General features: G+C 65.4%; 18 protein-coding genes. 2 read left to right on the top strand and 16 right to left on the bottom strand.

Annotated elements, in window-relative coordinates; genetic code table 11:
• Positions 1-52: 52 nt before the first annotated feature.
• From C9F12_RS01120 to C9F12_RS01065, 12 genes are all read right to left on the bottom strand, one after another.
• Positions 53-889 (bottom strand): TatD family hydrolase, encoded by an 837-nt coding sequence (locus tag C9F12_RS01120; RefSeq protein ID WP_108447683.1) that lies wholly within the window; start codon positions 887-889, stop codon positions 53-55.
• Between the two features lie 106 nt (positions 890-995).
• A complete protein-coding gene (locus C9F12_RS01115; RefSeq protein ID WP_045993433.1) occupies positions 996-1,964 on the bottom strand; it encodes a DNA polymerase III subunit delta' in 969 nt (322 codons plus the stop codon).
• A gap of 23 nt (positions 1,965-1,987) precedes the next feature.
• On the bottom strand, positions 1,988-2,668 hold the full coding sequence (gene tmk, locus C9F12_RS01110) for a dTMP kinase (RefSeq protein ID WP_108447682.1): 681 nt from the start codon (positions 2,666-2,668) through the stop codon (positions 1,988-1,990).
• Between the two features lie 32 nt (positions 2,669-2,700).
• Positions 2,701-3,705, bottom strand: a complete 1,005-nt coding sequence (gene mltG, locus C9F12_RS01105; protein WP_108447681.1) for an endolytic transglycosylase MltG — start codon at positions 3,703-3,705, stop codon at positions 2,701-2,703.
• 106 nt (positions 3,706-3,811) lie between these two features.
• The gene (pabC, locus tag C9F12_RS01100; RefSeq protein ID WP_108447680.1) at positions 3,812-4,630 is read right to left on the bottom strand and encodes an aminodeoxychorismate lyase; all 819 of its coding nucleotides are present in this window, start codon (positions 4,628-4,630) and stop codon (positions 3,812-3,814) included.
• Between the two features lie 3 nt (positions 4,631-4,633).
• The gene (fabF, locus tag C9F12_RS01095) at positions 4,634-5,872 is read right to left on the bottom strand and encodes a beta-ketoacyl-ACP synthase II (RefSeq protein ID WP_108447679.1); all 1,239 of its coding nucleotides are present in this window, start codon (positions 5,870-5,872) and stop codon (positions 4,634-4,636) included.
• A gap of 266 nt (positions 5,873-6,138) precedes the next feature.
• Positions 6,139-6,372 (bottom strand): acyl carrier protein, encoded by a 234-nt coding sequence (gene acpP, locus C9F12_RS01090; RefSeq protein WP_021820799.1) that lies wholly within the window; start codon positions 6,370-6,372, stop codon positions 6,139-6,141.
• A 121-nt stretch (positions 6,373-6,493) separates the two neighbouring features.
• Positions 6,494-7,237 (bottom strand): 3-oxoacyl-ACP reductase FabG, encoded by a 744-nt coding sequence (fabG, locus tag C9F12_RS01085; protein ID WP_045993432.1) that lies wholly within the window; start codon positions 7,235-7,237, stop codon positions 6,494-6,496.
• A 60-nt stretch (positions 7,238-7,297) separates the two neighbouring features.
• Positions 7,298-8,245, bottom strand: coding sequence for an ACP S-malonyltransferase (fabD, locus tag C9F12_RS01080; RefSeq protein WP_045993431.1), 948 nt, complete (start codon positions 8,243-8,245; stop codon positions 7,298-7,300).
• A 9-nt stretch (positions 8,246-8,254) separates the two neighbouring features.
• Complete coding sequence (plsX, locus tag C9F12_RS01075; protein ID WP_083970469.1) at positions 8,255-9,328, bottom strand: phosphate acyltransferase PlsX; 1,074 nt, start codon at positions 9,326-9,328, stop codon at positions 8,255-8,257.
• Positions 9,329-9,362: 34 nt separating this feature from the next.
• The gene (rpmF, locus tag C9F12_RS01070) at positions 9,363-9,533 is read right to left on the bottom strand and encodes a 50S ribosomal protein L32 (protein ID WP_010627954.1); all 171 of its coding nucleotides are present in this window, start codon (positions 9,531-9,533) and stop codon (positions 9,363-9,365) included.
• Between the two features lie 25 nt (positions 9,534-9,558).
• Positions 9,559-10,092, bottom strand: coding sequence for a YceD family protein (locus C9F12_RS01065; RefSeq protein WP_045993405.1), 534 nt, complete (start codon positions 10,090-10,092; stop codon positions 9,559-9,561).
• A gap of 150 nt (positions 10,093-10,242) precedes the next feature.
• Between C9F12_RS01065 and C9F12_RS01060 the strand changes: the two genes are divergently transcribed.
• Complete coding sequence (locus C9F12_RS01060; protein WP_108132680.1) at positions 10,243-10,863, top strand: nucleoside triphosphate pyrophosphatase; 621 nt, start codon at positions 10,243-10,245, stop codon at positions 10,861-10,863.
• On the opposite strand, the gene sppA is transcribed toward C9F12_RS01060, so the two are convergent.
• The 4 genes from sppA to C9F12_RS01040 all read right to left on the bottom strand — a co-directional run bounded on the left by sppA (position 10,851) and on the right by C9F12_RS01040 (position 15,361).
• Positions 10,851-12,083 carry a signal peptide peptidase SppA gene (gene sppA, locus C9F12_RS01055; RefSeq protein ID WP_240184123.1) on the bottom strand — a complete coding sequence of 411 codons (1,233 nt, stop codon included), beginning with the start codon at positions 12,081-12,083 and terminating at the stop codon, positions 10,851-10,853. The genes C9F12_RS01060 and sppA overlap by 13 nt on opposite strands.
• A 68-nt stretch (positions 12,084-12,151) precedes the next feature.
• Positions 12,152-12,796 carry an HAD-IA family hydrolase gene (locus C9F12_RS01050; protein WP_108447678.1) on the bottom strand — a complete coding sequence of 215 codons (645 nt, stop codon included), beginning with the start codon at positions 12,794-12,796 and terminating at the stop codon, positions 12,152-12,154.
• A 158-nt stretch (positions 12,797-12,954) separates the two neighbouring features.
• Positions 12,955-14,181, bottom strand: a complete 1,227-nt coding sequence (locus C9F12_RS01045; RefSeq protein ID WP_045993401.1) for a bifunctional alpha/beta hydrolase/OsmC family protein — start codon at positions 14,179-14,181, stop codon at positions 12,955-12,957.
• Between the two features lie 232 nt (positions 14,182-14,413).
• Positions 14,414-15,361, bottom strand: a complete 948-nt coding sequence (locus C9F12_RS01040) for an RluA family pseudouridine synthase (RefSeq protein WP_108447677.1) — start codon at positions 15,359-15,361, stop codon at positions 14,414-14,416.
• Positions 15,362-15,930: 569 nt separating this feature from the next.
• Here C9F12_RS01040 and C9F12_RS01035 point away from each other — a divergent pair.
• Positions 15,931-19,458, top strand: a complete 3,528-nt coding sequence (locus C9F12_RS01035; protein WP_205254605.1) for an Rne/Rng family ribonuclease — start codon at positions 15,931-15,933, stop codon at positions 19,456-19,458.
• Positions 19,459-19,505 lie beyond the last annotated feature (47 nt).

Below are 19,505 nucleotides of genomic sequence, written 5' to 3'. Positions count from 1 at the left end.
CATGGGCCCTGTTCACAACAAAGCCTGCTTCGCCCTGGTCCACAACGCCCGCTTAGCCCTGGTCCACAAAGCCCGCGTCGCGAAGGGCCTGCTTGAGGTCCTCCGGGGCGGCCGGCTGGGCCTTGGGAAACAGCCGGTAGAAGTTGGCGGTGGTCTGCATCGCCACCTCTTCCACGCTGATTCCCCGCTCGTCGGCGATGCACTGGGCCACGTCGACCACCCAGGCCGGCTCGTTGGGCTTGCCACGGTGCGGCACCGGCGCCAGATAGGGGCTGTCGGTCTCGATCAGCAGACGATCCAGCGGGACTTTTCTGGCCACCTCGCGCAGCGCCTCGGCGGTGCGAAAGGTGACGATCCCCGACAAGGAGATATAAAAGCCCAGGCGCACCGCATCCCGCGCCATCTCGAGGTCCTCGGTGAAGCAGTGCAGTACCCCGCCGACCTCGGGATCGCTGTACTGACGAATCAGCGAGAGCGTGTCCTCCCTCGCTTCCCGGGTATGCACCACGATCGGCAGCGACAGCTCGGTGGCGGCCTGCAGATGGCGAGCGAAACGCTCGTGCTGCACCTCGGCGGGAACGCTGTCGTAATGATAGTCCAGTCCCGATTCACCGATGGCCACGGCGCCATGCTCCTTGGCGCAGGCGACAATCTCGGCAACGCCGGGTTCGTGCTCCACCTGATGCAGCGGATGCACCCCGGCGGAGATCACCACATCGTCGTGGGCCTGGCGAATTGCGGCCAGTTCGGGTACGCCGTCGAGGGTCACGCTGATGGCCAGGAACTGCTGGACGCCGCGCTCGCGGGCGGCGTCCAGGGCCCGCGACAGATCGCCGCCATGGGTATCAGGAGAAAGGCGATCGAGATGGCAGTGGGAATCGACGAACATGAAGATCTCTCGGGGCTTGAATACGGATGTCAGGGACGAATACCGGCGACGATGATCAGAGACGCCAGCGAGCCTCCGGGGAGGACGTCTGGGCACACGACGTCGCTCAGGAACGCAACAGGGCCGCCCAGCGGACCAGCCAGGCCTCGAGCACCAGTTGCGGGTTGGGATTGCCGCCTTCACTGAGCAACCGACGCTGCTCACGGGCGTAGTCGAGCAGGCGGAACCAGTCGCGCACCCGGCCATTTTTCACCGCCTGACGATAGAGCGGTGCCAGGTCGGGGTTTCTGAGGCCTTCAGGCTCGCCGGAAAGCCCCAGGCGAATCAGATCCTCCAGCCAGGCGATACCGTACCACAGGATGGCATCGATGGCCTGGCGGTCCAGCCGGGCCGCCTCGGCCACCGGTTCGGCGCCACGTACCAGGGCGTCGAAGGTCTCGTGCAGCTGTTGACGCAGCGCCCGCGAGCCCGGCTCGGCCAGCTGTCGCGCTGCCAGCGGCAACCCACCGGCGGCTCGAAACCAGAAGCGTGCTTCGTCCTCGGAACCGAGTTCCTTCGACAGCCAGTCCAGGCAGTCTTCGAGTTCCGGCGGCTTGAGCGTCCACTGCTGGCAGCGCGAACGGATCGTCGGCAGCAGGTGGGACGGCATGTCGGAGACCAGCACGAACAGGGTGTCCTGCCCCGGCTCCTCCAGGCTCTTCAGCAGGGCGTTGGACGCGGCCACGTTCATCGCCTCGGCGGGACGGATCTCGATGACCCGGTGCCCGCCCTGCTGAGCGGTCTGGGAGACGAAGCCATTGACCTGACGGATCGGGTCAATGCGAATCATCCGTTTGCCCTCCTCCGGCGCCACCCGCAGCAGGTCAGGGTGGTAGCCCGAGGCCAGCATATGGCAACTGTGGCACTCTCCGCAGGCGGTCTCTCCTGGACGGGCACACAGGGCGCGGGCAATCAGTGCCTCGGCCAGGGACTGCTTGCCGAGCCCGCGGGGGCCCGACAGCAGCACGGCATGGGGCAGACGACCGGCGTCCATCAGTCGCACCAGTTCGTGCCAGCGCGGTGCCAGCCAGGGCATCGGCGGCTGGGCGACGCTGCTATTCACGTCCATTGCGCCACCCGCTCGTCCAGTACCCGCGCGATCCGCCGCTGCACCTCTTCGAGGCTGGCGTCAGCGTCGATCCTGACCATCCGCTGCGGTGCCTGCTCGGCCCGGGCCAGGTAGGCCAGGCGCACCCGCTCGAAAAAGTCGCGGCGCTCCTGCTCGAAGCGATCCTTGCGCGTGCCGGTGCGGTCCAGACGACCCGCCAGGCGACGCTCCGCCGCGTCCAGCGGCATGTCCAGCAACAGCGTCAGATCCGGCGTCAGTTCTCCCTGGACCAGACGTTCGAGCTGGACGATGCGCTCGAACGGCAGGCCTCGACCGCCACCCTGGTAGGCAAAGGTGGCGTCGGTGAAGCGGTCGCTGACCACCCAGGCGCCGCGCTCCAGGGCCGGGCGAATGCGCTGGGCAAGATGCTGGGCCCGTGCGGCGAACACCAGCAGCAGCTCGGCGTCACTGTCCAGCGGCTCGTCGCTGGACGCCAGCAGCAGTTCGCGAATGGCCTCGGCCCGAGGCGTCCCTCCAGGCTCGCGGGTCTGTACTACCTCGATGCCACGCGCCTCGAGGGCGGCGACCACGAAGGCCAGGTTGGTGGACTTGCCGACGCCTTCTCCGCCCTCCAGGGTAATGAAGCGCCCGCGCGCGCCAGAGGTGGGCTCGGCCGGTTGTGTCTGCGTCATGGATACCACTCCTGGTTCGGGAGACGTCCGCGTCAACGGCGCCGAATATAACGATTGACGGCGTTATTGTGCTCACGCAGCGTGCGGGAGAAGTGGTGAGTGCCATCTCCCTTGGCGACGAAGTACAGCGTGTCGCCCTCCTCTGGGTCGACGGCGGCCTCCAGTGCAGCCCGCCCCGGCAATGCGATCGGGGTCGGCGGCAGGCCATCGATCACGTAGGTGTTGTAGGGGGTGGCCTCGCGCAGGTCGGCCCGAGTGATATTGCCCTCGAAGCGATCGCCCATGCCGTAGATCACCGTTGGATCGGTCTGCAGCCGCATGCCACGCTCCAGGCGGCGCTTGAACACCCCGGCAATCTGACGCCGCTCTTCGGGGGCGCCGGTCTCACGCTCGATCAGCGAGGCCATGATCAGCGCCTCATACGGCGTATCGATGGGCAGATCCTCGGCGCGATCGGCCCACACTTCCTCAAGCAGGGCTTCCATGCTCTGATTGGCCTGGCGCAAAATCTCCAGATCCTCCACCCCCTTGTGGTAGGTGTAGGTATCGGGGAAGAAGCGCCCTTCCGGATGCTCGCCCTCGTGGCCCAGCGCCGTCATGATCTCGTCGTCGCTCATCTCGGCACTGGCGTGGGCCAGCTTCTCGGCCTCGGCCAGGGCCGCGCGCATCTGCTGGAAGGTCCAGCCCTCGGGAATGGTCACGCTGTAGGTGACCACCTCGGCGCTGGCGAGCTTATCGAGTACCTGCATGCCACTCATGCCTGGCTCCAGCGAGTACTCGCCGACCTTCAGCGACGGCACACGATCAGGCTCCACTCGCGTCAACAGCTTGAAGGCCCAGGCGTCGGCCAGCACACCCTGGGCCTCGAGATCATCCACCACCCGATTGAAACCGGCCCCGGGCGGCACCTCGTAGAGCATCGGTTCATCGAGGGTGATCGGGGCCTGCAGACGCGTCTGCCAATAGTGATAAGCGCCGTAGCCGCCAATAGCGGCAATGACGACAAGAGTGAGCAAGACCTTGAGCGCGGTGCGCATGGAAGTTCCTTAGTCTGGTCGCGCCGGCGCACGGCGCTTGTCTGAAGCGGTCAGAATAGTACGGCAAAGCGGATGCAGGCACCCCGGCCGGAAGCGCCCGGGTGACTCAGTCGGCCCCGGCATACCCCAGCAGGCGGTGGGCTCGGTGCTGAAAGGCGCGATGGACATCACTCAGCTCCCAGCCATGCTGGGGCTGCCCTTCGCTGTCGTCGAGCCGCGCGACCGGCCACACCCCCTGGACGCTGTTGCCAAGCCATACAGCCTCGCAGGACGAAAGCTCGTCGGCCAGCAACGGCGCCTCCACCACCGCGCCCTGTTCCAGCAAGGCGGCCCGCAGGGTACCTGACACGCCACACTGATCCAGCGGCGGGGTCGATACCTGTTCGGCGCCCCGGGCGAGAAAGAACACGTTCATGGCGGTGGCTTCGACAAGCTGGCCCCGATCATCCTCGAGAAGCCCCTCGGCGATGTCGGGATCCCGCCACTCCGCTCGTGCCAGCACGTTCTCGAGGCGGGCCAGATGCTTGATCCCGGCCAGCACGGGCTGGCGTGCCAGGCGCAGGCGGCAGCGACGAACCCTGACCCCGGCTGCCCAACGCTGTTGATCGGGTGCGAAGCTCGACCACACCGCCTCAAGCCTGGGGTCTGAGGACGCCGGCGGCGCGTAGCCCCGTCCACCGCTGCCCCGGGTGTAGACCAGCTTGAGCACACCAAGCCCCGGCCCCGCGCCAGCGAGGGCGGATGCCAGGGCCTCTGTACGGGGCGGGGGCAGGTCGAGCACCCGGCAGCCCTTCAGCAGTCGTGCCAGGTGCTCAGACCACAACAGCGGCGTGCCATCGCGCACCAGCACCGTCTCGAACAGGCCATCGCCGTAGGCCAGCCCCCGATCACTCAGGGGCAATGTCGGCTCGGGCGGCCTATTCATCCATCAGGCCTTCTTGAACACCAGGGTGCCATTGGTGCCGCCGAAGCCGAAGGAGTTGGACAGGGTCACGTCGACCTTGGCATCGCGGGCGGTATGCGGCACGTAGTCGAGCACGCACCCTTCCTGGGGATTGTCCAGGTTGATGGTGGGCGGCAGCGCCTGATCACGAATCGCCAGGATGCTGAAGACCGCCTCCACCGCACCGGCGGCGCCGAGCAGGTGGCCGATCATCGACTTGGTGGAGCTGACCGCAACGCTTTCGGCGGCGCTGCCCATGACCTTCTCCACCGCCCGGCTCTCGGCCAGGTCACCGGCGGCGGTCGAGGTGCCGTGGGCGTTGATGTAGTCGATCTCGCTGGCGTCGATGCCGGCGTCCTTGATCGCGTTGGCCATGGAGGCCGCCGCGCCGCGACCGTCTTCCGGCGGCAGGGTCATGTGGTAGGCATCATCGCTCATGCCGAAACCGATCAGCTCGGCGTAGATGGTCGCCCCACGTGCCTTGGCGTGTTCGTACTCTTCCAGCACCACCACGCCGGCGCCGTCGGACAGCACGAAGCCGTCGCGATCCTTGTCCCAGGGGCGGCTGGCCGCCTGGGGATCGTCATTGCGGGTGGACAGTGCCCGCGCGGCGGAGAAGCCGCCCAGCCCCAACGGTGTGGTCGCCATCTCGGCACCGCCACAGACCATCACGTCGGCGTCGCCGTAAGCGATGGTGCGGGCGCTGTAGCCGATATTGTGGGTACCGGTGGTGCAGGCGGTGGTGATGGCGATATTGGGACCACGGAAGCCGTGCTGAATCGCCAGATTGCCCGAGATCATGTTGATGATGGAGCCGGGCACGAAGAACGGCGAGATACGCCGGGCGCCGCTCTTGTTGAGTGCGTTGTGGTTGTGCTCGATCATCGGCAGCCCACCGATCCCCGAGCCGATGGCCACGCCGATGCGATCGGCATTTTCCTCGGTGCACTCGATACCGGCGTCCTCGATGGCCTGAGCCCCCGCGGCAATACCGTACTGGATGAACAGGTCCATCTTCCTGGCATCCTTGGGGTTCAGGTAGGGGCTGATATCAAAGTCCTTCACCGAACCGCCGAAGCGCGTGTTGAAGCCGCTGACATCGAAGTGCTCGATGGGCGCCACACCGCTCTTGCCGGCCAGGATGCTGTCCCAGCTTTCCTTGACGGTGTTGCCCACCGGTGTGACCAGGCCGAGGCCCGTCACCACTACCCTTCTACGAGACATCAGCTTTCCTCCAGACATCCAAAAAGTTACGGCCCAACTGTGGAGGACCGTCGGTTGCGCGCATTATACCCGAGACACAGGCCGCTGTGCTCCCCCCGGCGCCGAGGCTTTACCGGGAAGGCTGGCACAGGACCCTGCCTTCGAGGCCTGGACACGCAAAAGCCGCCCTGGCGAACCAGGACGGCTTCCGCGGGGATTGCATCCCCGCCTTTCAGCAAGCGGCCATCGCCGCCACCGGCAGACTGACTCGGAACACCGAGCCGGTCTTACTGGTTGGCGTTGACGTAGTCGATCGCTTCCTGAACGGTGGTAATCTTCTCGGCTTCTTCATCAGGAATTTCGGTATCGAATTCCTCTTCCAGCGCCATCACCAGCTCAACGGTGTCCAGGGAATCAGCGCCCAGGTCCTCGGTGAAGGAAGAGGAGTTCTGAATATCTTCTTCCTTGACGTTCAGGCGCTCTGCCACAACTTTCTTCACGCGCTCTTCGATGGTGCTCATTTAGACATACTCCAGTCGTTCACGTTAGCCGTTCTGATGACCAGCTGGTTAATTCCGCAAGTAAACTGCGGGGTAGTTTATAGACCCCTTCGGGTCGACGCAACACACGCAGGAAGCGCATTCAGCGCATGTTCATCCCGCCATTGACGTGCAGGGTTTCGCCAGTGATATAGGCTGCGCTATCGCTGGTCAAGAACCCGACCGCCGCGGCGATTTCCTCGGGCTGCCCCAGACGCGCCAGAGGCACCTGCCCCTTGAGCATCGTCTGCTGATCCTCGGACAGCGCCTGGGTCATGTCGGTGGCAATAAAGCCAGGCGCCACGGCGTTGACGGTGATGGCACGGGAGGCCACCTCGCGCGCCAGCGCCCGGGTGAAGCCTTCCATGCCCGCCTTGGCGGCAGCATAGTTGCTTTGGCCGGCGTTGCCCATGGTGGCGACCACCGAACTGACGGATACGATACGGCCCCAACGGGCCTTGCTCATGCCACGCAGGCACGCCTTGCTGAGGCGAAAGACCGACTTGAGGTTGGCGTCGAGTACACCATCCCACTCATCTTCCTTCATTCGCATCAGCAGATTGTCACGGGTGATACCGGCATTGTTGACCAGGATGGTCGGCGCACCAAACTCGTCGTTGATCGACTTCAGCAGTGCTTCGACGCTGGTCGGATCGGTGACGTCGAGGCGGCGCCCTGCGCCCTGAAACCCCTGCTCCTTGAGGTCCGCATCGATGCGGTCGGCACCGGCATCGGTGGTGGCGGTGCCGATCACGATGCGACCCTGCCGCCCCAGCTCGTGGGCGATGGCACGGCCGATACCGCGGCTGGCCCCGGTAATCAGGGCGACTCTAGGCTCGGTTGTCATGGTCACTTCCATTGCTTCGTCGTTGTCGCCCGGCACAGCGCCGGGCCAGGAGGCTTTCGATCAGTTGATCTCGCGAGCCAGCTCAAGGGCTGCACTGAGACTGTCGGGATCATTCACCGCCAGTCCGCGACTGCCCCGGGCAATACGCTTGTTGAGGCCGGTGAGGACCTTGCCGGGCCCGCACTCGATGAACACCTCGGCACCGCCGTCGACCATCTTCTCGACGCAGGAGACCCAACGCACCGGCTGGTAGAGCTGCTCGATCAGGCGAGTGCGCAGGGTGGCCACATCGGCATGGGCCTGGGCATCGACGTTCTGCACCACGGTATAGCGCGGCGCCTTGAGCTCGATATCACCAAGCGCCTGCTCTAGCCGCTCGGCGGCCGGCCGCATCAGGTCACAGTGGGAAGGCACCGATACCGGCAACGGCATCGCGCGCTTGGCCCCGGCCTCCTGACAGGCGGCGATGGCACGATCCACGGCGGCCTTGCTGCCGGCGATCACCACCTGCCCGGGAGCATTGTAGTTGACAGCAGAGACCACGTCCCCGTCGGCCGCCTTGGCGCAGGCCTGCTCGACGGCCGCGTCGTCCAGACCGAGAATCGCTGCCATGGCGCCCTGCCCGGCCGGCACGGCCTGCTGCATGGCTTCGCCGCGCAGGCGAACCAGACGAACCCCTTCCGCAAAGGAAAGCGCGCCGGCGCACACCATGGCGCTGTATTCGCCGAGACTATGGCCGGCCATGGCACCGGGGCGCGGGCCCTCGAGTTCCTGCCACACGCGCCAGATCGCCACGCTGGAGGCCAACAGTGCCGGCTGGGTGCAGGCGGTGGCATTGAGCGCCTCCGCAGGACCTTCCTGGACCACCTGCCACAGGTCGTAACCCAGCGCCTCCGAGGCCTCCTCGAAGGTCGTCCTCACCACGCTGTAGCGTTCGGCCAGATCGCGCAGCATGCCGACCTGTTGCGACCCCTGCCCAGGGAAGATAAGGGCAAGCGGTTGAGTCATCTTGATCACCTATAGCTCTTGTTGGCCATCATCCATATCCACACTGCCCCCTGACAAGGGACCGGAAGATGGACGACGATGGTCGAGCTCGGCCTCCAGCCGGCTCGGCAAGTCACGGCTGACCTCCTGGGAGGCGCGCTTCAGGGCGTAGTAAAAACCCTGAGCGTCACAGCTGCCATGACTCTTTATCACAATACCCGCCAGCCCCAGCAGGCTGGCGCCGTTGTAGCGAACCGGATCCAGTTCACTCTTCAATCGTCTGAGCGCTGGACGGGCCAGCATCCCCACCAGCCGACTCCCCCAGTGCGCCTCGAAGGTCGCCTGGACGCGACCGACCAGCATCTTGGCCAGGCCCTCGCTGGCCTTGAGCAGCACATTGCCGACAAAGCCGTCACAGACCACGACGTCCGCCTGACCGGCAAACACGCCATCGCCCTCGATAAAGCCAAGATAGTCGATCCCGGCCACCTGGCGCAGTGCCGCATCGGCCTGCTGTACCGCCAAGGAGCCTTTGGTCGACTCCACCCCAACGTTGAGCAGGGCAATCCGCGGAGCCGCCAGACCGTCGACGTGGCGCGCCATGATATCGCCCATCAGGGCGAAGTCCACCAGGCGCTCCGCCGACACATCCACATTGGCACCCAGATCAAGCAAATAGCAGCGTCCGTCGCCTCGCGTCGGAATCGCGGTACTGATGGCCGGGCGCGGCACGCCCGGAACCATGCCAAGGGCGCGGCGCGACAGCGCCATCAAGGCGCCAGTATTGCCGGAACTGACGCCGACATCGGCCTCACCCGCCGCCACACAGTCAAGCATGCGAGCCATGCTTGAAGCATGACCTCGGCGCAGCGCCTGAGAGGCGCGCATATCGGCGGGGATGATATCGGGTGCGTCACACAGGTGCAGATGCGACGCCGCCGCGGCCAGAGGCCGCGGCAGGCGTGAAATCTCGTCATCCAGCAGGCCCGCAGGGCCAAACAGCTGAATGTCGAGCTGCGGGTCCTCGATGACTGCCCTGGCCGCCCCCGCCACGGTGGCGCGGGGACCCTTGTCCCCGCCCATGGCATCTACGGCAATCCGCATCCCGGCGGCCAGGCGCTATCGAGGCGTCGTCAACTTATACGTCGACGACCTTGCGACCGCGATAGAAACCGTCCGGGGAGACGTGGTGACGCAGGTGAGTGGTGCCGGTCTCCTTGTCCTGGGACAGGGTCGGTGCACTCAGGGCGTCGTGGCTACGACGCATGCCGCGCTTGGAACGGGTCTTACGGTTCTGCTGAACTGCCATGGGAAATCACTCCACAAAAAATCGATCAGGTATCGGTGTTGCCCTTGAGGCGCTTGAGCACGTCAAAGGGACTGCCAGAGGGCGCTTCCGAGACTTCGGCATCCGCCCCGCTGCTCAGCTGGTCGCGCGAGACAGGACACTCTGACTCGTCGTGGTAGACCACCTGGGGCAGACTGAGGATAAGTTCATCCTCGACCACGCCCAGCAGGTCCAGCTGTTCATTCTCCACCAGCACCGGTTCATGGGTGCTCGGCAGATCGGCGGCCAGGTCGTCACTGCTGACGAGCCCGAGCAGGAAGTCGCTCGTGACATGTTGGGCCATGGGCTCGAGGCAGCGGCGACACGGCAGCTGCAGATCGGCCTCCAGGCGCCCCCGGATCACCCGACGCCCCTGAGCGTCGATGGCGAATTCCAGCCAGGCGCTGGCATCGCCCTGTTGAGCGCCGACCTCTTCGGTCAGGCGGCTCATGTCGGCCAGCGCCACCAGGCCTTCGAGGTGTTCGGCTTGGGCGGCGAGCTTGTAGGGCTCGACCCGGCCGGGCAATCGTGAGGTCAACATAGGCGCGCAATGATAGGCACTCGTTCCGCCCCTGTCAAAGCCCTGTGCTCAATAGGTTACCATGTCCCGGGATCCGCTCGAACCCGACGAGCACAACCTGCCCATAGCGGGCCTCCCCGACACGACTCCACACATTGCAAGGAAGGACGCATGACCCCACTGGTGCTTGCCTCCAGCTCACCCTGGCGCCGCGAACTGCTTGAACGGCTGGGCCTGCCCTTCTCCTGGGCGAGCCCGGACATCGACGAGACCCGCGGCACGGACGAGACGCCCACATCATTGGTGCAGCGGCTGTCGCTGACCAAGGCCGAAGCGCTGGCCGACGCCTACTCGCGCCACCTGATCATCGGCTCCGACCAGGTAGCCCTGTTCGACGACCAGATCCTGGGCAAGCCCCACACCCAGGAGCGCGCCTGCGCACAACTGCGAGCCTTCTCGGGGCAACGGGTGCGTTTTGTCACCGGACTGGCGCTGCTCGACACCGCCGAGCATCGCCATTGGGTCGGCTACCAGCACTATGACGTGGTCTTTCGCCGTCTCACCGACACCGAGATCAGCACCTACGTCGCCCGCGAGCAGCCGCTTCAGTGCGCTGGCAGCTTTCGCATGGAGGGTCTCGGCATCACCCTGTTCGAGCGCCTGGAGGGTGACGACCCGAACAGTCTGATCGGCCTCCCTCTGATTCTGCTGTGCCGGTGGCTGCGCGAGGCTGGCGCCGACCCCCTGGCGGCATCCGCCACCGATGTCGCGAACGGCGATCAGGGCAACTGATAACGCACCGGCGATGACGCCTGCGGCAGCCCCATCCACTGGGCCACGCCCACACCGAAGCGCCGAGCCAGGCGGTCGAAGGGGTCCTGGGATGGGGTGTAGTCCTTGATTCGTGGCTGGTCGAGCCATTCATGGGCCTCTTCGTCCAGGGTACCCAGGCGATCCACCAGGCCCAGCTCCAGCGCCTGCTCTCCGGTCCAGATCAGGCCGCTGAAGATCCGGGGATCATCGGCCAGACGATCACCGCGCCCTGCCTTGACCGCATCGATGAACTGCTGATGGGTCGTATCCAGCACCTCTTGCCAGAACGCCTGCTGTTCGGGACGCATCTCGGAGAAGGGATCGAGAAAGGCCTTGTTGTCGCCTGCGGTGAAGACGCGCCGCTCCACACCCAGGTCATCGATGGCCCCCTCCAGCCCGAAGCCGGCGTAGATGACGCCGATAGAGCCGACCAGACTGGACGGCGCAGCGACAATCTCGTCCGCCGCAGACGCCATGTAATAGGCGCCGCTGGCCCCCAGGTCCTCGACCACCGCGACGATCGGCTTGTCGCCGCGCTCGCGCAGGGCCATCACCGCCTTGTAGACCCGCTGGGACTGCACCGGACTGCCGCCCGGACTGTTGATATGCAATACCACCGCGGCGCTGCTGGGCGACTCCCAGGCGGCTTCGATACCTTCGATCAGGCGCTCGGCATTGGCCGGCGACTCGCTATCGATCACACCGTCGACCTTGACCACCCCAAGATGCCTGGCCTGCTCTCGCTCATCGCCAGGCACCATCAGCAGTGCAAAGCCCACCAGCGCCGCCACTCCCAGCAGCAGCGCCAGCCAGGCGAAACGAAAGAACAGCTTCCAGCGCCGACTGCGCCGCTGCTCGACCAGTACGCTCTGGATCCAGCGGTCCATGCTCTCGATCTGGGCAAGGCGCTGGCGCTCCCGCAATACTTCGGCGCTGTCGCCGGACGATTCAGCCGGCCCGCTGCCGCCGGACGATCCAGCCGGCCCGCTGCCGCCGGGTTCAGCCGGCCCGCTGCCGCCGGGTTCAGCCGACCCGCTGCCGCCGGACGATCCAACCGGCCCGTTGCCGCCGGGTTCAGCCGGCCCGCTGCCGCCGCTCTTGTCCGGCCCACTACCGCCGGCTGCCGCAGCCGCTCCCTTGCCGCTGGAAGACGACATCTCCCCCTGGGTCCAGGGGTCATCCTTGGGGGTATCCGACATCCCACCACTCCTTGCAAGCCTGGCGACAACCAGGAATAGAAAACGATTTGCCAGACGATCGACGCGATTCAGCCAGCCAGATGATCCAGCACCTGATCGAAGCGATCCGCCACCAGCAGCGGCTCACTGCGCGACAGCCGCTGCACATCGTGCACACCATACGAGACAGCGATGCGCGGCATGCCGATGGCACGCGCCATTTCCATATCGTACTCGGTATCGCCGATCATGACGGCGCGGGAGGCGTCGACGCCGCACTCTTCGAGCAGCTCGACCAGCATCAGGGGATCCGGCTTGGAACGCGTCTCGTCGGCGGTACGACTGGCACGAAAGAAGCGACCGGTGTCGCTCTGGCGGAAGATACGATCGAGCCCGCGACGGCTCTTGCCGGTGGCCACGGCCAGCGCCGAGGTCGAGGATAGCGAGGCCAGACCCGCCTCGACGCCGGGATAGAAGGTGACCGGGGTGGCATCACCCTCGACGAAGTGCCAGGCATAGCGTGCCTTCAAACGCTCGGCCTGCTCCGGCTGGATACCCGGACACAGTGTGGCGATGGCTTCCGGCAGGCCGAGACCGATGATATCGCGAATCTCGCCCTCCCCCAGCTCGCCCCACTCGGCCTCGCGGCCAGCCGCCTGCATGCAGGATACGATCCGGGCGATGGAATCCATCAGGGTGCCATCCCAGTCAAAGATGGTCAGGTCATAGCGCAAGAGACAACTCCTCGAGAGACGACGGCGTCCACGCCATCGCCCATGGATAAATGCCTCTTCCCCGATGATGGGTCACTCAAGCACGCAGACCGGCTCGGCGCAGCACCAGAGAACCAGACGCCACGACTAGCAGTGACAGCGGCCTGCGCCCGTCAGGACTAGTCTGCCAGCCGAGTCACCACCCTGGCCTTGCCCTCCAGCGTCAGATGCACCGGACACAGGTCAGCGATGGCCAAGAGCTTGTCGCGGGCCTCCTGGTCGAGATCCCCCGTCAGGAAAAGGACACGTTCGAAGTGGTCGATTTTGCCACTGGTCGCCTCGCACTCGCCACAATCCTTGGCGTGAATCTTGTCATGGGAGACGTCCACGGTGACATCATCGAGCGGCAGCTTCTTGCGCCTGGCGTAGCTGCGCACGGTCATCGCCGTGCAGGAGCCGAGCGCCGCCGCCAGCAACTGGTACGGCGTAAAACCGAGATTGGTCCCACCGTAGGAAAGCGGCTCGTCGGCCAGAAGGTGGTGCGCACCCGCGACCACGTCCTGGCGAAAGCCTGCAGGATCGGCTTCGGATACTCGGGTGACGCCTTCAGGCGCTCCCGCGGGGGGCTTCGGCGCCTCCAGGCCCAGATAGCGCGACGCCCAGCCGACGATGACCTCGGCGGCGTACTCGGCGTCCTGGGGCCGGGTCAGCAGATGATCGGCGTCATCCAGCGAAACAAAGCTTCTGGGATGACGGGCGGCGGTGAAGATGGCCGAGGCGTTTTCGATCTCCACCGTTTCGTCGTTGGGCGCGTGCAGCACCAGCAGCGGACGCCCCAGGTTCTCGATGCGCTCGTGCTGACGCTGACTCTGGAGATCCTCGATAAAGGCCTTGCGGATGGTAAAGGGACGACCCGCCAGGACCAGCTCGGCCTCCCCTTCGCGCTCGATGACGTCGAGGTTCGAGCCGAAGTTATGCACCACATGAGCCGGGTCGTAAGGCGCCCCGACGGTGGCCACCGCCTTGACCCCGGGCAGTCGCTCGGCAGCGGCGATCACCGCCGCGCCGCCCAGCGAATGACCGACCAGCAGAGACGGCGACAGCCCACGCCCCTCGAGATGCTTGGCGGCGGCCACCAGGTCATCGACGTTGGAGCTGAAATGGGTATTGGCGAACTCACCCTCGGAATGACCAAGACCGGTGAAATCGAAGCGCAATACCGCCACGCCCCGCGACACCAGTCGTGCGGCGATACGCTTGGCGGCGAGGATATCCTTGGTACAGGTAAAGCAATGGGCGAAGATCGCCACCGCCTGGGGCTCACCCACCTCCGGCCGGTCGAACCTCGCCGCCAGCTGGTTGCCGTCGTGACCGGGAAACTGTTCTCTTTCGCTGATGACACGCATGACCGTCCTACCCTCCGAAGACTCATGGGCGCATCGCCGGCACAAACCGCCGATGCCTTACCTGAATCCTTGGCCGAGGACGATCGTTTGGCAACCTGGCTCGCCTGCCCAGCGCGGGCTCACCACGTCCGCCAGACACAGCGATTCACCCACACTTGCTCATTTAGCGCACTGTAATTTCAGTCTTTCTTGCCACAAGGCGGGCACCAGGCAAGGCCGCCGGCGACATCTTTCACTGTCGCCGCCGAGCCTTGTCGAGCACAGTTTCCAGGGCATCGTCGAGGGGAGCGCGAATCTGCACCGGCCGCTGACTGGTCGGCTCGGGGAAGGTCAGCGAGGCAGCATGCAGAAACAGGCGATCCAGCCCCAGTTCGCGCCCAAGGCGAGCGCCCTCTCGGGTACCGTACTTGTCGTCGCCCAACAGCACGTGTCCGGCGTGGGCAGCGTGGACGCGAATCTGATGGGTACGCCCGGTGATCGGCTCCGCCTCCACCAGGGTTGCACGGGCAAAGGTCTCACGCACACCAAAGCGGGTCCGAGCCACCTTGCCCTGCGGATCGACCCTGACTCGACGCTCGCCGTTGCCGGCGTCGTAGCGATCCAGGCGGGCACTGACGAAATCCCGACGGGCTGGCCAGCGGCCTGCCACCAGCGCCAGATACTGCTTGTTCATCTTGTGCTGCTTGAGCGACTGGTTCAGCGCAAGCAGCGCCGGCCGGGACTTGGCCAGCAGCAGACACCCTGAAGTATCCCGATCCAGCCGATGCACCAGCTCCAGGAAGTCCAGGTCCTCGCGCACCTGCCGCAGCGCCTCGATCAGTCCGATCTTGACACCACTGCCGCCGTGCACCGCCAGTCCCGACGGCTTGTTCAAGACCATCCAGTCAGGCCCTTCCAGCAGCACGCTGCCGACCAGCAGATTACGCAGATTATCGCTGACCTCGCGCACTGCCTCCTGCGGTGCCAGCTTGAGCGGGGGAATACGCACCAGATCGCCAAGCGCCAGACGGGTATCCGCCTTGACCCGCTTCTTGTTCACGCGCACCTCACCCTTGCGCACGATGCGATACACCAGCGAACGGGGGGCGCCCTTGAGGCGACTCATCAGAAAATTGTCGACGCGCTGGCCGACCTGGCCTTCGGTCACTTCCACCCACTGCACTTCACGCCCTTCGGCCACGCTGTCACCCCACTCGAAACCCGCAATAAAGCGCCATTCTAGCGCAGCTTGTCGCCAATTGCTGACCCCTGGCATTGCTGTTATATTGCTTGTTCGCTCCCCGGGTCCGATTGACCCCTGCAAGCGCCTGCACGACTAGACACGCAGGCCCGAGCGAAACGTGACTGACACAGCGTTTGCCACAGAGGCCGCGACGACCCACAGAGGTCCCGCCGCCGATGTCAAGTGACAACACCGAGCCCGGCGCGCTCCACCCCAGCTGGATACCTTTCCGAAGGGGTGGGCCGTCGCCGGGAGACGTACAACACCGTGCCGGAGGCCGGCAGCGGTGAATCGATGAATGCCAGGTGTTGGCGGTGACGGCAGGACCGGATGGGCAAGGCCCCACCGAGACACGTCCTCCCTCCGCCCCGTACTCAACATGATCATGCCGTGACGTTCCTGATGAAGTAACGTCGCGGCCGGGCGCAGCTTCCGCGACATGCGCTGAGCACAAGCACGCTGCACCAACGGTTCACCCTTGCCGTTGCCCATGGGCGCCCTCCGGCGCGCCCATATTGCGAGACAACATGAAACGGATGCTCATCAACGCGACCCAGCCCGAAGAGCTGCGTGTCGCCCTGGTGGATGGACAACGCCTGTACGACCTGGACATCGAATCCGGTGCCAGGGAACAGAAAAAAGCCAATATCTATCGCGGCAAGATCACCCGCGTGGAACCCTCCCTCGAAGCCGCCTTTGTCGATTTCGGCGCCGAACGCCACGGTTTTCTGCCCCTCAAGGAAATTGCTCGCGAGTACTTCGTCAAGGAGCCTTCCGGCCGCCCCAGCATCAAGGAAGTACTGAAGGAAGGTCAGGAAGTCATCGTTCAGGTCGACAAGGAAGAGCGTGGCAACAAGGGCGCCGCCCTGACCACCTTTGTCAGCCTGGCCGGCCGCTTCCTGGTGCTGATGCCCAACAACGCCCGCGCAGGCGGCATCTCGCGTCGCATCGAGGGCGAGGAACGCGCCCAGCTGAAGGAAGCCATGGGCCAGCTCAGCGTGCCCGACAAGATGGGCCTGATCGTGCGCACCGCCGGTATCGGTCGGTCGCCCGAAGAGCTGCAGTGGGACCTCGACTATCTGGTACAGGTGTGGGAATCCATCACCGAGGAAGCCGGCAAGCGCGCCGCCCCCTTCCTGATCTACCGCGAGTCCAATGTCATCATTCGCGCCATGCGCGACTACCTGCGCCAGGATATCGGCGAGGTACTGATCGACAGCCCCGAGGTGCACCAGGAGGCGCTGGCCTTCATTCGCCAGGTGATGCCGTCCTACCAGCAGAAGATCAAGCTGTACGCCGACGAGGTGCCGCTGTTCTCGCGCTTCCAGATCGAGTCGCAGATCGAGACCGCCTACGAGCGTGAAGTGAAGCTGCCCTCCGGCGGCTCCATCGTGATCGACCACACCGAGGCACTGGTGTCCATCGACATCAACTCGGCGCGAGCGACACGCGGCAGTGACATCGAAGAGACTGCGCTGCAGACCAATCTGGAGGCGGCCGACGAGATCGCTCGCCAGTTGCGCCTGCGTGACATCGGCGGCCTGGTGGTCATCGACTTCATCGACATGGGGCCAGCACGCAACCAGCGCGAGGTCGAAAACCGCGCTCGCGACGCCCTCAAGCTCGACCGTGCCCGGGTACAGATCGGCCGTATTTCGCGCTTTGGCCTGATGGAAATGTCGCGTCAGCGTCTGCGCCCGTCCCTCGGCGAAACCAGCGGCGTGGTATGTCCCCGCTGTGACGGCCAGGGCACCATCCGTGACGTGCGTTCGCTCTCGCTGTCGGTCATGCGCCTGATCGAAGAAGAGGCCATGAAGGAGCGCAGCGCTCAGATCCGCGCCATCCTGCCGGTGCCTGTCGCTACCTATCTGCTTAACGAGAAGCGCGCCATCCTGGCCGATATCGAGCGTCGCCAGGGCGTCCGCGTGGTCATCCTGCCAAGCCCGGACATGGACACCCCCCACTACGACGTCCAGCGTCTGCGCGACGACCACGTCGACGAGGAAGGCACCGCCAACGCCTCCAGTTTCGAGCTGTCCACCGACACCGAGGTCGGCAAGGAGCCCGACGCCGCCTTCGGCAAGCCGGTGCAACGCGCCGAAGCCGCGGTCAAGAGCGTGGTCCACAACGCCCCTGCCCCCGCTTCCTTGAGCCAGGAAGAGGCCGCCAGCGAGGACAAGCCCGCACAGCCCAGTCGTCAGCCCAGCGCTCAGGGCGCTCAATCCGGTCGCCAGGCCTCGTCGTCCAGCCGCAGGCAGAGCAGCCCTCAGGCTAATCGCCAGTCAGGCCGTCAGAGCCCCGCAGAGTCTCGTCAGGCGGTTCAGAACGCCGGCCTGTTCGGTCGACTGGTCAAGGGCTTCGCTCGCTTCCTCGGCGGCGAGGAAGAAACCAGTAACGGCGCCGCGAGCGGCAGCCAAGGCTCGAGCAGCACTCGCACTCAGTCCCCGAGTCGCGACGACAATGCTCAGCGCGGCGCCCAACAGCGCAGCGACAGCGGCCAGCAGCGCGGTAGCGACACGCGACAGCGCAATCGCCGTGGTGGCAGCCAGAACGGCCAGCGTCAGAGCAGCAACAGATCCAACCGTAGCGATGGCAACAGCCAGGACCGTCGCCAGCAGGATCGCCGCCAGCCGGCCGCCAAGAGCGACGGCCGCAGCGAGACTCGAAACGACACACGCACCGACAGCAAGGCAGACACTCGAGCCGACAGAAATGACGGCAACGACAACCGCCAGCGCTCTCGCCGTGACGACAATCGTCAGCAGGACAACCGCCAGGCTGAAGGACGTCAGCAAGAGGGTCGTCAGCAGGAGGGTCGTCAACAGGAAAGCCGCCAGCCGGATAGCCGCAAGAGCGACGACAACAAGTCGCCCCGTTCGGCCAGCCGCGGTGAAACGCAGCAGGCAGATGCTGCCAGCAGCGATGCTGCCAAGGACAGCAAGCCCAAGCGCACCCGCAACAATCCGCGCAACCGGAGCCGCAAGCAGGCCATCAACCCCGAGGCGCTGAAAGAGCAGCAACGCCTGCAGGCGGAAGCGGCCGCGGCTCAGGAAGCTCAGCCCGATGCGGGCCAGGCAAGCGCTACGGAAGCTACGGCCGAACAGACCCAGCCTGAAGCAAAAGCCGAAACAAAAGGCGAAACAAAAGCCGAAGCCCCCAAGGCTGACGCCAAGACTGACGCCAAGGCCGAGGCTCCCAAGGCTGACGCCAAGGCCGATGCCAAAGCCGAGGCCCCCAAGGCTGACGCCAAGCCCGATGCCAAAGCCGAGACTGCCAAGGCTGACGCCAAGGCCGGTGCCAAAGCCGAGGCTCCCAAGGCTGACGACAAGGCCGTCGCCAACGCCGAGACTCCCAAGTCGGACGACGCCAAGCCCGTAGAGAAGGACGAGCCGAAGACCGAAGCCAAGGCCGAGGCTCCCAAGGCTGACGCCCAGCCTGGAGAGAAAGCCGAGCCGAAAGCCGAAGCCAAGGCCGAGACTCCCAAGGCTGACGCCCAGCCTGCAGAGAAAGCCGAACCGAAAGCCGAAGCCAAGGCTGAGGCTCCCAAGCCCGAGGCTCCCAAGACTGAGGCCCCCAAGGCTGACACCAAGCCTGCAGAGAAAGCTGACGAGAAAGCCGAGCCGAAAGCCGAAGCCAAGGCTGAGGTCCCCAAGGCCGAGACGCCAAAGGCCGAGACGCCAAAGGCCGAGACTCCCAAGGCTGACACCAAGCCTACAGAGAAAGCCGAGCCGAAAGCCGAAGCCAAGGCCGAGACGCCAAAGGCCGAGACTCCCAAGGCTGACGCCCAACCTGCAGAGAAAGCCGTAGCGAAAGCTGCAGAGAAAGCGGAGGCACCCAAGGCCGATACCAAGGCGGAAGAGAAAGCCGAGGCGCCCAAGGCTGACGCCAAGGCCGACGACGCCAGGACAGAAGCCAAGGCAGAAGACGACGCCTTGAGTGGCGCCACTGATGATGGCCAGGCGCCTCGCCGCCGTCGCCGTCGCCGGGCCCACAACGACCCGCGCGAGCGTCGCAAGCTCGAGGCCGAAAAGGCAAGTGACGGCCACAACAGCTGATCACTCGCCGGAAAGCAAAACGCCCGCGTCCAAGGACGCGGGCGTTT

Origin of the sequence: Halomonas sp. BN3-1, assembly GCF_003056325.1 — a bacterium.
Lineage (GTDB): Bacteria > Pseudomonadota > Gammaproteobacteria > Pseudomonadales > Halomonadaceae > Halomonas > Halomonas litopenaei.
The sequence above is the reverse complement of the archived record's forward strand: the minus strand, read 5'-3'. Positions and strand labels throughout refer to the sequence as shown.

Coding starts and splice junctions, on each gene's coding strand:
- rpmF (WP_010627954.1), bottom strand. CDS start 9,533: ATGGCAGTTCAGCAGAACCGTAAGACCCGTTCCAAGCGCGGCATGCGT.
- acpP (WP_021820799.1), bottom strand. CDS start 6,372: ATGAGCACCATCGAAGAGCGCGTGAAGAAAGTTGTGGCAGAGCGCCTG.
- fabD (WP_045993431.1), bottom strand. CDS start 8,245: ATGACTCAACCGCTTGCCCTTATCTTCCCTGGGCAGGGGTCGCAACAG.
- C9F12_RS01115 (WP_045993433.1), bottom strand. CDS start 1,964: ATGCCCTGGCTGGCACCGCGCTGGCACGAACTGGTGCGACTGATGGAC.
- fabG (WP_045993432.1), bottom strand. CDS start 7,237: ATGACAACCGAGCCTAGAGTCGCCCTGATTACCGGGGCCAGCCGCGGT.
- tmk (WP_108447682.1), bottom strand. CDS start 2,668: ATGACGCAGACACAACCGGCCGAGCCCACCTCTGGCGCGCGCGGGCGC.
- C9F12_RS01045 (WP_045993401.1), bottom strand. CDS start 14,181: ATGCGTGTCATCAGCGAAAGAGAACAGTTTCCCGGTCACGACGGCAAC.
- fabF (WP_108447679.1), bottom strand. CDS start 5,872: ATGTCTCGTAGAAGGGTAGTGGTGACGGGCCTCGGCCTGGTCACACCG.
- C9F12_RS01120 (WP_108447683.1), bottom strand. CDS start 889: ATGTTCGTCGATTCCCACTGCCATCTCGATCGCCTTTCTCCTGATACC.
- sppA (WP_240184123.1), bottom strand. CDS start 12,083: ATGTCGGATACCCCCAAGGATGACCCCTGGACCCAGGGGGAGATGTCG.
- plsX (WP_083970469.1), bottom strand. CDS start 9,328: ATGCGGATTGCCGTAGATGCCATGGGCGGGGACAAGGGTCCCCGCGCC.
- C9F12_RS01035 (WP_205254605.1), top strand. CDS start 15,931: ATGAAACGGATGCTCATCAACGCGACCCAGCCCGAAGAGCTGCGTGTC.
- pabC (WP_108447680.1), bottom strand. CDS start 4,630: ATGAATAGGCCGCCCGAGCCGACATTGCCCCTGAGTGATCGGGGGCTG.
- C9F12_RS01065 (WP_045993405.1), bottom strand. CDS start 10,092: ATGTTGACCTCACGATTGCCCGGCCGGGTCGAGCCCTACAAGCTCGCC.
- C9F12_RS01060 (WP_108132680.1), top strand. CDS start 10,243: ATGACCCCACTGGTGCTTGCCTCCAGCTCACCCTGGCGCCGCGAACTG.
- mltG (WP_108447681.1), bottom strand. CDS start 3,705: ATGCGCACCGCGCTCAAGGTCTTGCTCACTCTTGTCGTCATTGCCGCT.